The sequence below is a fragment of the Kitasatospora sp. NPDC017646 genome (genome assembly GCF_044329365.1).
Taxonomy (GTDB): Bacteria; Actinomycetota; Actinomycetes; order Streptomycetales; family Streptomycetaceae; genus Kitasatospora.
In genome coordinates, this window is sequence record NZ_JBIRJC010000055.1 from 1 (window position 1) to 12,820 (window position 12,820).

Here is a 12,820-nt window from a genome sequence, read left to right on the forward strand (position 1 = left end):
CGCCCTGCTCGCCGCCCGCGCCCCGCGCCTGGAGCGGGCGCTGAAGAAGGTCACCCGATCGGGTGGCGAGGTGGTGTTGATCGACGGCACCCTCGTTCGCACCCGCCGCCGCACCGGGAAGGAGAACCGGCCGAACTACAGCGGGAAGCACAAGGTGCACGGCCTGCTCTTCCTCGCTCTGACGGACGAGCGGGGCAATCTGCTGTGGATCTCGGCGGCACGACCAGGGCGGTCCTCGGAGATCACCACCGCCCGGCATAACAAGGTCACCACCAGACTGCGGGAAGCCGGCCTCGGAGCTCTGGCCGACCTCGGGTTCGTCGGCCTGGACGACGACCCCGACGACCCCGTGATCGTCACCGGCCGCAAGGCGGCCCGAGGCCGGCCGCTGACCGACGCCGAGAAGCAGGCGAACCGGCTGGTCAGCCGCGAGCGGGCGGCGAACGAGCACGGCTTCGCCGATCTGAAGAGCTGGAGGGTCCTCACCAAGCTCCGTATGAACGCCGAGCACGGCACCGCGTTGCTGCGGGCCCTGCTCGTTCTGACGAACGCGGAGATCAGCCGCTGACCCGACACGGCGGACGATCTCCGCAAGACGATCACGCCAGCCATCAGCGTGAGTACCTCACCACCAGCTCACGCCAGGCCCATGACCTGCGAATTCAGGATGGAAACAACCCAATGGGCCGCCGACGGCGATCCGCACGGCCGGTACCCTCCCTGCCGGCCACGGCTGTCGCGAAGAGGGGGCATGTCCCAAAAGACAGCTGACGGACAAATGACTGAGGTGCCGCTGCGGCGCCCAGGGGCACAGTGGCAACGGACGCGCCCGGACCGGACAGCCGCAAGAACCGAGCACTGACTTGACAACTGTCGCCAGGGCGCTGGGATACCTGGCGATCGCAAAGCACCCGTAACGAGAGCGCTGAGACGGGAAGCCCGACCGCCCGGTGACGGGCTTCCCGCGGGTGAACAAGCCTTCTGGAAGGCCGCAGCCGGGTGCGGCCGTGGCCCTCTCAGCACACGCACGACGTCGAGACCCCCGGTCCCAGTGACCGCAGACAGCCCTCGCCGACCGAGGGGAAGCAGACACCCCCCAACCGACTGGAGATCCCGCCCAATGCCCACGTCCGACGTCCGCTTCGACAGCGCCCGCATCAGAATCGCCGCACACCTCTACGTTCCCGACACCGCCACCCGGAATCCGCTCCCCGCGCTGGTGGTCGGCCACCCCGGAACAGGGGTGAAGGAGCAGACCTCCGGCACGTACGCGCGACGGCTGGCGGAGCGCGGCTTCGTCACCCTCGCCTTCGACGCGGCCTACCAGGGCCAGTCCGGCGGCCTGCCGCGCGGCCTGGAGGACCCGGCACAGCGGGTGGAGGACTTCAAGGCTGCGGTGTCCTACCTGGTCACCTGCGAAGAGGTCGATGCCGACCGGATCGGCCTGCTCGGCATCTGCGCCTCCGGCAGCTACGCGCTGGCCGCCGCAGGCGGTGACAGCCGCGTCCGGGCCGTGGCCGCCGTCAGCACCGCCGACCCCTCCCGCCAGTTCCGGCTGGGGGCCGACGGCAGCCAGGACCCGGCCGTCTTCCGGACCCTGCTGGACGCGGCCGCCCGAGCCCGTACCGCCTCCGCCCGCGGCGAGGACCCCGGGGCGATGACGATGTTCCCCCAGACCGCCGAGCAGGCACGCGCCCTGGGCGGCGAGCACGGCGTCGAGGGCTTCGAGTACTACTGCACCTCACGCGCGAAGCACGAGCGGTCCGCGAAGTTCCTGGCGTGGGAGAGCATCGACCGGCTCGCCGCCTACGACCCGTTCTTCGCGGTCCCGCTGATCAGCCCCCGCCCCATCCTGCAGGTCATCGGCGAGCGAGCCGTCACCGCATGGATGGCCGTCGAGGCCCACCAGCGCGCCACCGGCCCCAAGGAGATCCACTGGATCAGGGGCGCCAGCCACGTCGACCTCTACGACAAGCCCGAGTACATCGACTCCGCCGTCGACAAGCTCACCGACTACTTCACCCACCATCTCGTCTGGAGCACCGGCTGAAAGACGCGGCGAGATCACAAGAGCCCTCCACATCGAGGGCAGCCCGGGGTTAACACCCGGGCTGCCCCTGGCCAGCACACCAGTGCACTTCCCCGGCATAGTTCGGCAAGCGGCCTGGACGGCGGCCAGGGTGCAGCAGCAGGGGCGCATCTCGGTGTGAGGTCTCAGGACATCGTTGACCATGCGTTCTCAGGACATGGTGGACCGGAACTCCACTCGGCACCACCCACGTCTCCCACGACGAACAACTCGCCCTCATACTGGCGGCATGAGCACCACAGCAGACAGCTGAGGTCACATCGACCAACAAGGTCCTACGGGCTCAGGACCGCGGTGGCTTCAGCGGACGACGCCGTGTTCCCAGGCCCAGGCTGCGATCTCCACACGGTTGCGGGCCGGCAGTTTGTCCTGGACCCGGCTGAGGTGGCTCTTGATGGTGCTGAGCGAGAGAGTCAGCTGTGCGGCGATCTCGTTGTTCGTGTGCCCCCGGGCGACCCGGCTCACGACCTTGAGTTCCTGGGGAGTGAGCCGTCGTGCGGCGGCGGCCGCGGTCTCAGCGCGTGACGGTTTGCTCAGGTGTTCCAGGAGCCGAACGGTGACGGACGGCGAGATGAGGGAGTCACCTTTGACAGCGGCATGCACTGCTTCGATCAGCAGCCGGGGGCCGGAGTTCTTGACCACGAAGCCACTGGCACCGGCGCGGAGCGCTCCGTAGACGTACTCGTCCATGTCGAACGTCGTCACGATGACGATCTTTGTACCGTCCGTCGCGGCTCCCTGTGCCTGGCGCAGGCGCCTGGTCGCCTCCAGGCCGTCCAGTTTCGGCATGCGGATGTCCATCAAGCAGACGTCCGGCCGCAGCCGGTGAACTGCCTCGACCGCCTCCGCGCCGTCGGAGGCCTCCCCGATCACGGAGATGTCGTCTTGCCCCTCCAGGATGAGGCGGAAGCCCATCCGCACCATCTCTTGATCGTCGGCGATCACCACAGAGACGCTCACTACGGGTCCCCACTCCCTCACTTCATGGGTATCGATGCAGCCAGCTCCCAGCCGCCCTCCGGCATGGGTCCGCTGCTGAGCTCACCGCCCAGCTCGACCACCCGCTCCGACAGGCCGACCATGCCGAAACCGCTGGGGCGGAACCAGACCCGGCCGCGTTGCTGACCGCTCGCGTTGTCACGTACGCGGACGACCAGTCGGTCTCCGTCGGTTCCCAGCTTGACATGCACGGTGGTCGCGGTGCGGGCGTGCTTGCGGATGTTGGTCAGGCCCTCCTGGACCAGTCGTTCCACGGACTTGGCGAGTTGTGGCGACCAGGCGGTACCGTCCACGTCGTCGGCTATGTCCAGCCAGGCGTGCTGGCCGGTGCCGCTGAACTGGTGGACGAGCTCCTCGATCCTCGTCATGGCGGGGGTGACGGGTGCCTCCGCCACGGCTCCGTCCACTTTGCGCAGGAGTCGGACCATGCGGCTCATCGCCACCAGCCCTTCCTGGCCGGTCCGCTCGATGTTGGCGAACAGCTTGCGTGCCGTGGCCGGGTCACGTTCCGCGGTGGGTTCACCAGCCTGGGCCTGGACGACCATGGCCGTGACGTAGTGGGCCACGTGATCGTGCAAGTCCCGGGCGAGGTCCAGGCGTTCTGCCTGGCGTACGTTCTCCGTGGCGGCCCTGCGCCTGCCGTCCTCGGCTCGCAGGTAGCCGCCCAGCAGCACGAAACCCACCGGCAGCAGGGTGAACAGGCCGTTGATGTCATTGAGCACCGGCAGATCCGACAGTGTTGGAGCGCGGCCCTCGATCCGTACGACCGCCACGAAGAGCGGGACCACCGACAACATGAGCGGCACAGGTCGTCCATACCGGCAGGAAAGGCACGACAGCACCAGAAGCCCGAGGAGTTCGGCCCAGCCGGGGGTGCGCTGGAGCACGGTGCCCTTCACCAGGGACGTGGTCAGCAACGAGACGGTCGCCACGACGACGCACAGCGCGCCTGCCGTCCACTGCCGTCCGAACCGGTACAGCCGCAACTGCGCGGCGGCGGCGCCCAGCGCCATGACCCCGCTGGCGACCACCGCCAGCCCGACGTAGCTGAAGCTCACCACGGATGCGTCGAGCAGCACGAGCAACGCGCTCAGACACAATGCGGCGACCGTCCCGGAGGAGGGACGCGGGAGAGAGCGGGGCATGGCGATGAGTCTAGACGCCCGTTCGCCGGCCCTCGGAACGGAGCAGGCCGATACGTACTTTCGGCCGATGCCGCCAGCTCGAATACCGTCTTTCGACGGCATCGCGACCCGTCGGCCGCTCCCCACAATGGTGCGTGCCCAGGCAAAAGATCCTCCCGTCACCAGGAGTTGCTGTGAAGTTCCCCGCGTTCCGTACGCATGTCAGGTCCCTGTTGGCGGCCGGATCCGTGGTTGTGGCAGCCGTGTCGCTCAGCGGCTGCGGTGTGTTCGGCCACAGCTGGGACGTGAAGCTGGAGGTGACAGGTCCCGGCAGCGCCGACGTCGGCTACGCCTTCTCCGGTGACACCAACGGGAAGACGGCGCTCAATCAGAAGCTGCCCTGGAACAAGGCCCAGAACGTCGGCTTCGGCTTCAACGATCTGGGCGTCAAGAACGCGAAACCCGGCACCGTCTGCCGTATCTACGTCGACGGCAAGCTCAAGGACGAGCAGAACAAGCCCAACGCCGAGGGCACCCTGTCGTGCTCCATCCACCTGAAGGGCTGATCCGATGACTTCGACGAGCGTGGCCGCTCGCACGGCGGTCCGCGCGACCGGCGTCACCAAGGTGTACGGGGCGGAAAAGCCCGGCACCACCGCGGCGGTCGGCGTCCAAGCACTGCGCGGAGTCGACCTGGAGATCGACAAGGGAAGCTTCCTGGCCGTCATGGGACCTTCCGGATCCGGGAAGTCCACCCTGATGCACTGCCTTGCCGGCCTGGACCGTCCGTCCTCCGGCACGATCACCCTGGAGGACACCGAGATCACCGCACTGTCCGAACGACAGCGCACGGACCTGCGTCGCGACCGCATCGGCTTCGTCTTCCAGCAGTACCACCTGCTGCCAGAGTTGAACGGCTCCGAGAACATTCTGCTACCGCTGGACATAGCGGGCCGCCGCCCCGACCAGGACTGGCTGGACACGCTCGTGAACACCCTTCAGATCGGTGATCAACTCTCGCGCCGCCCCTCGGAGTTGTCCGGCGGACAGCAGCAGCGCATCGGCATCGCTCGCGCGCTGGCGGCCCGTCCCGCAGTCGTCTTCGCGGACGAGCCCACCGGCAATCTAGACGCCGGCTCCGGCCGGCACGTTTTGGAGTTCCTGCGCTACTCCACCCGCGAGTTCGGGCAGACGGTGGTGATGGTCACGCACGACCCGGTGGCGGCCTCCTATTCCGACCGCGTCGTGCTGCTGCTAGACGGTCGCATCAGCGGCGGGGTCGACGGACCCACCCCCGAGTCCGTACTCGACGCGCTCCAGCACCCGGGGAAGCGGTGAGGGCGTTGAGGGCATCGGGGCTGACCAAGGCGGCGATACGGCAGATCGCGGCCAGGCCGTCACGGCTGCTGCTCACCGGCTGCACACTGATGGTGACGGCTTTCTTCCTGGCCGGTTCGATCGTCTTCACCGACACCCTGAAGCAACAGTTGGCCGACGACCTCTCGCCGGTCGCCGCGGGCACGGCCGTGGTGGTCGGCACGGACGGCACCCAGCCACTCGACGACACGAGGGTCGAGGAACTCGAGAACGTACCGGGAGTGGCCGAGGTCCAACCCGTGGCCACCGGCAGCGTGCTTCTGAAAGGCGCGGGCCGTGACCCCTACCCGCTGATCGGCACGGCGCTCACGGGGCCGCAGTCCGTCATCCGCCCGTTGCAGGGCACGCTTCCGGACGGGCCCGGTGAGGTCGTGCTCACCCGGATGCTGGCCGACCTGCCAGGCATGGGAGTCGGCAGCCGGATCACACTCGTTCCGCAGGCCGGCGTCGGCTCGGCGACCTCCCAGGACGCTCCTGCCCGAACGGTGACCGTGAAGGTCTCGGGCGTCGTCCAGGCCCCCTCGGCCATGGGAACCGCCGTGCTCACCACGCCCACCAACGCCCGCTCGTGGCTGGGCACCGACGGCTGGCAACAGACGCTGCTCCGCGTCCCGGACCGCCCCGCTGCCGACGTGGCGTCCACGGTCCAGGCCGAGCTGGGCAGAGGCTTCTCCGTACGCACCGCGTCCAAACTGCGCGCGGAGAGCAGACCCAAGTGGGTCACCACCGTGTCCACCCTGCTCACGATCTTCGTCGTAGTGGCCCTGCTCGCCGGAACCCTGATCGTCTCCACGACGTATCGGGTGCTGCTCGTGCGGGACCAGACACGGCTGGCCCTGCTGCGCTGCGTGGGCGCCCGGCCGGGGCAGGTGATGCGGTCCGTGCTGCTACAGGCCGCGGGTTCCGGGCTGATCGCCGGTGCGGTCGGAACGGTCGCGGCGATCTGCTGCGCCTTCGCGATCACCGGAATCACAGATCTGCCCGGCCCCGCGATCTCGGCACCCTCACTGTCCACAGGCGTGCTCGTTTCCGTGCTGGCCGCCCTGGTCGCGGCGGTGCCGGCAGCGAGAGCCGCAGCGCGCGTCGCACCGGTCGCCGCCCTGTCCGTGGCGGCCACCCGCCACGCACCGGACCGCATCGGCCGGACGCGCGCGCTGATCGGAGCGCTCTGCCTGGGCTGCGCGCTCCTGCTCATCGCCCTCGCCGGGCTCGGCGGCGCGGGCGGGGCCGTGGCGGCGGGCGGCTCAGTCGCCTCCGCGGTCGCTCTGTTCGGTTGCCTCCTCGCGCTCGGGCCGGCACTGCTGCGCCGCGCGACACTCGCCCTTCACCGGCCCGTGGCGGCGGTCGCGGGGCTGGACGGTGCTCTGGCGGTGCGCAACCTGGGCCGTGCCGCGCGCCGGACCGCGGCCTGCGCGACGGTCCTCACCCTGGGCTTCACCATGGTCGCCGCGGTGCTCGTGACACTGGCTTCGGTGGAGAAGGGCACGGACCGGCGGCTACGGGAGCGCGACCCGGTCGACGTCGTGCTCGACGCGTCGCGCACCGGCCCGTCGGCGCTCACCCCTGCCGTGGTGAAGGCGGTGGCGGCACAGCCCGAGACCGACGCGGTGGTGCCCGTCACCCGGGTGGACGGCGTCGCCCTCGGCGGCAACGGCCGCCACCACGAGACGGAGATCCGAGGCCTCGATCCTGCCGCGATCCCCGCACTGCTCGCCGACAGCCAACGTGACTCCCACGGCGGAGACCTGCGGCGTGGCCAGGCAGCCATCTCCACGTCCGTGGCGCAGTCGCTGGGGGTCCGTCCCGGCGACCGGATCTCGCTGCGCGTGTCCGGCGGCGGGGAGTCCAGCGCCGAAGTGGCCCTGATCCATCCGGACGACGCCTACATGCTGGGCGGTGTCGCCGTCCTGCCGGAGGACTTCGCCGAACTGGCGCCTCTCGCCCCTGTACGGTCCTTGTACATCACCGCCGTCCACCGAGGCAACCCGCTGTCGCTGCGCGCTCCGTTGGACAGAGCGCTGCCTTTGAACGCTTCGCTCCACCTGTCTTATCCGGGCGAAGACCGGGCCTCTCTGCGACAGTTGATCAGTCAGCTGCGGATCACGGCACTGGGGCTGGTCGGCATCACCGTGCTGGTATCGCTCGTAGGCGTGGCGATCACCCTGACCCTGTCCTCGATGGAACGCGTAAGAGAGAACGGTGTCCTGCGAGCAGTGGGTATGCGCGGCTCACGCCTGCGCTCCGTGACGGCTTGGGAAGCCGGACTGCTCGGCTTGTACGCGGCCGTCCTCGGCGTCACGCTGGGCTCGCTCTACGGCCGGATGATGCTCGGTGCGCTGCCCGGTCTCACCAGCCCCACGATCCCGTACGGACAGTTGACGGTGACGTTGGTGGGGGCCCTGGCCCTCGTGCTGGGCGCGTCTGTGATCCCGGCCCTGCGTTCAGCGGCGGTCTCGCCCATGACGGCCCTGCGCGCGGACTAGGGCCTGTGTGATGTTGTGATCAACCAGTGGTCGGCAGGAGATCATCGATCCAGATTATTGAGGCGCGGAGGTGAAGGCCGGCGCGGTAGCTTTCCGGGCTCTTGTCTGCTGGGCTGGCCTTCGGCCAGCTCGTCCGGGCCTCGGCGCTCAGCAAGAGCCAGGTCAGAGCGGGTCTGGCCTGCCTGCGCGACATCATCGCCGAGCGGAACTGGCCGCCGCTGATCTGGAGCGGGGCGGGCGGCTACAAGTTCTACTCCGACCCCGTCGAGCTCCAGGTATACGAGGTCGCGGTGATCCGCGAGAAACTCACCGAGATCCGCCGGTTCATCGCCGGCGTCCTCGCCCCGCACGCCGTCCTGCAGCCCAAGGGTCGCTGGATCAAGCACCTGAACACCCAGCTCGGTTCGGTGGAGTCCACGCTCGACGTGATCGCCGGCTACAGCGACGCCTGACCCTCACCGATCACCCGGGCCCGGCCGCCTGCGCGGCCGGGCCCGGCGGATGGCCCTGTCGTCGTGGGGATCAGAGGGCGGGGAAGGCGCGGAAGGTGCAGGTGGGGGCCCTGCCTGGGCTGTCGGTGGGCGTCACGGTGACGCCGGAGCCGGACGGGTGGAGGTTGGTGTCGGCCGCGCTGATGTGGGCGTTGGCGGCGGTTGTCGTGGTGGCGTCGAGGTTGAGGTGTTCCAGGGTCACCTGGAGCGGGTGGGCCGGGTCGAGTCCGACGAGGGTGGACTTGGCGCCGCCGGGAGAGTGAGTGGCGGTGACGCCGTCAACGGTGATGCCGGTGAACCAGGGGGTGTTGGGGCCGCTGCCGCCCGAGTAGTGGGTGTCGAAGACGAGCGGGGCGCGCACCGCGTCGAGGCAGGTGTTCAGGTAGCCGACGTCGGTGACCTTGCCGCCGTTGGCGGGAGAGCTCTTGATCCGGATGCCGGCGCTGGAGCCGCTGGTGTTGCCGAGCGCGTCGGTGCCGGTGAGGGTGTTGTCGCGGAAGAGCACGTTGGTCACACCGCTGCTGGTCTCGCTGCCGATCGAGATGCCGTGGGTGCCGTAGAAGTGGTTGCCGCTGACGGTGATGTTGCTGCTGGCCTTGTTGCCGCCCTTGATCGCGATGCCGTCGTCACCGTCCATGATGAAGGAGTCGGTGATGGTGACATTGGTGGCGCCGGCCGGGTCGATGCCGTCGGTGTTGCGGGCGGTGGCGGGGGTCTTGATCCGCACGCCCCAGGCCGTGAAGCCGTTGCCGCCGTTGTAGACCACGTGGAAGTTCGCCGAGTTGAGCAGGTCAACGTGGTAGAGCGTGAAGTTGTCGGAGTCGTCCGCCTGGATCAGGCGGGGGTTGTTCTGGTTCGACCCGGCCTTCTGGGCGTCGGTGGCGAGCTGCCACCAGCTGGTGCCCGTGTTCAAGATGGTCTGGTCGCCGCGGCCGTCGATCCGGCCCTGGCTGCCGTCGGCCGTGCGGATCGCCTCGATGCCCGCGTTGGCGCCCTCGACGTGGACCAGCGGCCTGCAGCCGCCGCCGGAGGAGGCGAGGGTGCCGCACTTGGGCTTGCCGGACTGCTGGTAGTCGGCGGGATTGCGCGAGCCGTACAGGGTGACACCGCTGTCCAGCAGCAGCACCTCACCCTGGTGGATGGTCAGGGGACCGGTGAGGAAGGCGTTGTGGGCGGCGTCGCCGGATCGGAGGCGGACGGCGACGGTGTTCCGGCCGGTCTGGGCGCAGCCGTCCAGGGCCTTCTGGATCCGGGCGGTGTCGGGCGGGGTGGTCTCGGACGAGGCGTCCGTGGTCCGGGCGCTCATGGCCAGGGTGGCGGGCACGGCGGCGCAGGTGGTGGTGGGCGGGACCGGCTCGGTGACGTGCCGGGTGTCGCCGGTGGCCATACCGGCGGGAACCGGGGAGCCGGAGCCGGTCGAGGGGGCCTGGCCGACCGGGTTCCAGCCGTCGCTTCCGGCGAGGTAGGCGCGGGCGGTGAGGCCGGCGGCCTGCTCGGCGCTGAGCTGCGGCCTGTCGCCGCCCGTACCGGCTCCCGCTCCGGCGCCCGGACCGGTGTTGTCGTACGAGCTCAGGCGCGCGGAGCGCCAGGCGTAGCCGCTCATGTCGGTCCAGGGGGTGGTGCTCTTGATCGCGGCTGGGAGCACCGTGTTGCGGATGACGACCTGGGCGACGGACGAGTCGGTCGGGTGCCAAGGCCTGCCGAGGTAGTAGGTGTCGTCCTTCGCGGTGGAGCGCACCGTGCTGTCGGTGATCAGCAGGCCGTACTTGTGTGAGGCGTCGGTGTTGGCGGCGGTGAGGAAGCCGTTGAGGCCTCCGGCGGGGGCGCCGTCGTCGTCGGCCTGGATGGTGGCGTGGTCGAGGACGGCGGTGGCGTTGCCGAAGATCATGTCGACGTCGCCCTCGACGTAGTCGTCCACGAAGTACTGGCGGGTCTGCGCGGTGGCGTTCGGTGACCAGGTGAGCAGGGTGTCCTGGTGGCCGATGATGCGGTTGTTGCGGAAGACCTGGCGGTCTCCTTCGGCGGCCATGGCGACGGCCTGGGTCGGGGTGCCGGGGTGTGCGGCCGCCCGGTCGAAGGAGTTCACGACAGTCAGGTTCTCGACCGTCAGTCCCGCGGCGGCGAACGTGGCCGTGGCGCTGCCCTCGGTGCCGAGTTGGCCGCTGCCGGGCTTGGCGGTGCCGGCGGAGTTGCCGTAGCTGATGACCACGTCGGCGGGGTTGCCGGTGGCGCCGGTGATGGTCATTCCGGTCTTGTCCACCGGTACGTGGACCACCTCGCGGTAGGTGCCCTTGGCTATCCGGATCCGGTCGCCGGGGCGTGCGGCGTCCACCGCGGCCTGCACGGTGCGGTACTTGCCGCTGCCGTCGGCGGCCACCGTGAGCGTGCGGGCCTTCGGGGGCATGGCGGCCTGGGCGATCAGCGGAACGGCGGCGCCCACGACGGCGAGGGCGCCGGCGATGGCAAGCACCCGGCGGGTCGCCGGCCGGCGGCGGTGGGAGAGGCGGTTCTGGTCTGGCAACGGCTCGTCCTTAGGGAGCAGCGGCCCGCCGAGCGCGGGCCCGGTTTCCCCTCGGTTGCCGCCGCGAGGCGATAGGTTGCCGCGCCCGCGCAAAATTCTTTTCCGGCAACCGCAGTTCCCTCGATGGCGGAGTGTCAGTACCTGTTCCTAAAAAAGGTGTCGCTCCACGAGCAGTGACCGCTACGGTGCGCCGTTGTGGATGTTGAAGATCCGAAGGACTTGGTCCGGCGTGGGTACGACCTGCTGTCCGTGCACTACGAGCGAGTGTTCAACAGCGAGACGAAGTACGGATCGTGGATCGAGGAGTTGCTCGGGCGTCTCCCGGAGGTGGGCACCGTGCTGGACGTGGGGTGCGGGACCGGAGTCCCCGTGGTCCGGTCGCTCGCCGCAGCGGGGCACCGTGTCACTGGCGTCGACATCAGCGACGTCCAGGTCCAGCGGGCTCGGGAACTGGTGCCGGAGGCCGCCTTCGTTCGAGCGGACGCCACGACCCTGGCGTTCCCGTCGGGAACCTTCGACGCTGTGATCTGCTTGTACGCCCTGATCCACATTCCTGTCGAAGAACAGCCGGCCCTGCTGAAACGGATCGCATGTGGCTGCGGCCGGGAGGCTGGTTCCTGGTCACCGCCGGGTACCGAGCCTGGACCGGGACCGACGAGAACTGGCTCGGTCGCGGAGCCGCGATGTGGTGGAGTCACGCGGACGCGGACACGAACCGGGCCTGGCTGTTGCAAGCCGGCTTGCACGTATCGCACGAGGAGTTCGTCCCCGAGGGCGACAGCGGCCATGTCCTGTTCTGGGCACAGCGACCTGAAAGCTGACGGGCGGTTAGGGGACAGGGGAGAGCGGCTGTCGGACGGCGCCCCGCGCGGGACCGGGCCAGGGTGGCGGCGGTGACCGTGAGAACGATCGGTCCCGCTGGACCTCGCGGGAGGCAGGCCGTCCCGACCGCTTGGACTGCCGCTGGGTGATGCGCCTCGTCATCACGGTGATCGCGGCCCAGGTGATCAGTGATTCGGAGTGCTGGAGCTGGAAGATCATGCCGACGTTGCGGCGGCGGAACAGGGCCAGCCCGTTCTCGTTCAGCCCGCCGAGGTCCTGCCCCTGCACCCGGACGGTGCCGGAGCTGGGCCGGTCCAGCCCGGCCACCATGTTCAGCAGGGTGGACTTGCCGCACCCCGAGGGGCCCATCACGGCGACCGCCTCGCCCGCCCTGATCCGCAGGTGAACGCCGTCGAGGGCCTTGGCGTCGCCGAACTCCTTGTGCACCCCGGACAGCTCGACGACGAAGGGCGCGTCGTCGGGCCGGGTGGTCCCGTCGTGGTCGCTGCTCATGGTCGACGACGGTAGGCGCGGCGGCCCGGGCCGGTCGTCCCACCCCGGGTGTAACCGCAGGTCACCGTAGGACCGGGGATGTACGGGGGCGGCGCCCCCGGATGATGTCGATGTCCCACGTGTGGGACAGCATCGATCCGGTCCTGTCGGTGCGCGCGGCCGTCGCGCTCCAGGGCGCGGTGCAGGTCGCGGGTCTTGGCCTGGAACGGCCCGCTCGGCAGCCGCACACCTCACAGCGGAGCCCGCCCGGCCGAAAGCACCATTTCCGGCCGGTGGCGGCCGATCGCCACTCGAAGGAGCTGCTCGGTAGGCCTGAATGGACTGTCGGCTTCCGGGGCGCCCGTGCGGCGGGGAGTCGACGGACCGCCAAGCGCACAGGGCATGGCGTCCGGGTCGACGCC

Annotated in this window: 11 protein-coding genes; 7 read left to right on the forward strand and 4 right to left on the reverse strand. The window is 69.7% G+C overall.

Annotation, left to right across the window (positions count from 1 at the left end; translation table 11 throughout):
* Together ACH4J0_RS38605 and ACH4J0_RS38610 are read left to right on the forward strand one after the other, a co-directional pair.
* Positions 1-568: transposase family protein (locus ACH4J0_RS38605; protein ID WP_396245869.1), on the forward strand; the 568-nt coding region annotated here is incomplete at its 5' end.
* A 552-nt stretch (positions 569-1,120) separates the two neighbouring features.
* Positions 1,121-2,050 carry an alpha/beta hydrolase gene (locus ACH4J0_RS38610; protein ID WP_396245870.1) on the forward strand — a complete coding sequence of 310 codons (930 nt, stop codon included), beginning with the start codon at positions 1,121-1,123 and terminating at the stop codon, positions 2,048-2,050.
* Between the two features lie 339 nt (positions 2,051-2,389).
* On the opposite strand, the gene ACH4J0_RS38615 is transcribed toward ACH4J0_RS38610, so the two are convergent.
* Together ACH4J0_RS38615 and ACH4J0_RS38620 are read right to left on the reverse strand one after the other, a co-directional pair.
* Positions 2,390-3,013 carry a response regulator gene (locus ACH4J0_RS38615; protein ID WP_376738598.1) on the reverse strand — a complete coding sequence of 208 codons (624 nt, stop codon included), beginning with the start codon at positions 3,011-3,013 and terminating at the stop codon, positions 2,390-2,392.
* Between the two features lie 53 nt (positions 3,014-3,066).
* Entirely contained in the window at positions 3,067-4,233 is a 1,167-nt protein-coding gene (locus ACH4J0_RS38620) for a sensor histidine kinase (protein WP_396245871.1), read from the reverse strand.
* A 233-nt stretch (positions 4,234-4,466) separates the two neighbouring features.
* On the opposite strand from ACH4J0_RS38620, the gene ACH4J0_RS38625 reads away from it, so the two are divergent.
* From ACH4J0_RS38625 to ACH4J0_RS38640, 4 genes are all read left to right on the forward strand, one after another.
* Positions 4,467-4,778, forward strand: coding sequence for a hypothetical protein (locus ACH4J0_RS38625; RefSeq protein WP_396245872.1), 312 nt, complete (start codon positions 4,467-4,469; stop codon positions 4,776-4,778).
* A gap of 4 nt (positions 4,779-4,782) precedes the next feature.
* Positions 4,783-5,550 (forward strand): ABC transporter ATP-binding protein, encoded by a 768-nt coding sequence (locus ACH4J0_RS38630; RefSeq protein ID WP_396245873.1) that lies wholly within the window; start codon positions 4,783-4,785, stop codon positions 5,548-5,550.
* A 5-nt stretch (positions 5,551-5,555) separates the two neighbouring features.
* Positions 5,556-8,072 (forward strand): FtsX-like permease family protein, encoded by a 2,517-nt coding sequence (locus ACH4J0_RS38635; protein WP_396245874.1) that lies wholly within the window; start codon positions 5,556-5,558, stop codon positions 8,070-8,072.
* 101 nt (positions 8,073-8,173) lie between these two features.
* Complete coding sequence (locus tag ACH4J0_RS38640) at positions 8,174-8,524, forward strand: RacP protein (RefSeq protein ID WP_396245875.1); 351 nt, start codon at positions 8,174-8,176, stop codon at positions 8,522-8,524.
* Positions 8,525-8,594: 70 nt separating this feature from the next.
* Here the strand turns inward: ACH4J0_RS38640 and ACH4J0_RS38645 are convergent, their stop codons facing one another.
* The gene (locus ACH4J0_RS38645) at positions 8,595-11,084 is read right to left on the reverse strand and encodes a pectinesterase family protein (protein WP_396245876.1); all 2,490 of its coding nucleotides are present in this window, start codon (positions 11,082-11,084) and stop codon (positions 8,595-8,597) included.
* Between the two features lie 336 nt (positions 11,085-11,420).
* Between ACH4J0_RS38645 and ACH4J0_RS38650 the strand changes: the two genes are divergently transcribed.
* Positions 11,421-11,981: a class I SAM-dependent methyltransferase gene (locus tag ACH4J0_RS38650; RefSeq protein WP_396245898.1), complete on the forward strand. Its 561-nt coding sequence runs from the start codon at positions 11,421-11,423 to the stop codon at positions 11,979-11,981.
* Here ACH4J0_RS38650 and ACH4J0_RS38655 read toward each other — a convergent pair.
* Positions 11,913-12,419, reverse strand: coding sequence for an ATP-binding cassette domain-containing protein (locus ACH4J0_RS38655; RefSeq protein WP_396245877.1), 507 nt, complete (start codon positions 12,417-12,419; stop codon positions 11,913-11,915). The genes ACH4J0_RS38650 and ACH4J0_RS38655 overlap by 69 nt on opposite strands.
* Positions 12,420-12,820: the final 401 nt, after the last annotated feature.

Bases quoted from the DNA above. Each gene is read 5' to 3' on its own strand.
- ACH4J0_RS38610 (WP_396245870.1), top strand. From the start codon at position 1,121: ATGCCCACGTCCGACGTCCGCTTCGACAGCGCCCGCATCAGAATCGCC.
- ACH4J0_RS38655 (WP_396245877.1), bottom strand. From the start codon at position 12,419: ATGAGCAGCGACCACGACGGGACCACCCGGCCCGACGACGCGCCCTTC.
- ACH4J0_RS38630 (WP_396245873.1), top strand. From the start codon at position 4,783: ATGACTTCGACGAGCGTGGCCGCTCGCACGGCGGTCCGCGCGACCGGC.
- ACH4J0_RS38620 (WP_396245871.1), bottom strand. From the start codon at position 4,233: ATGCCCCGCTCTCTCCCGCGTCCCTCCTCCGGGACGGTCGCCGCATTG.
- ACH4J0_RS38615 (WP_376738598.1), bottom strand. From the start codon at position 3,013: ATGGTGCGGATGGGCTTCCGCCTCATCCTGGAGGGGCAAGACGACATC.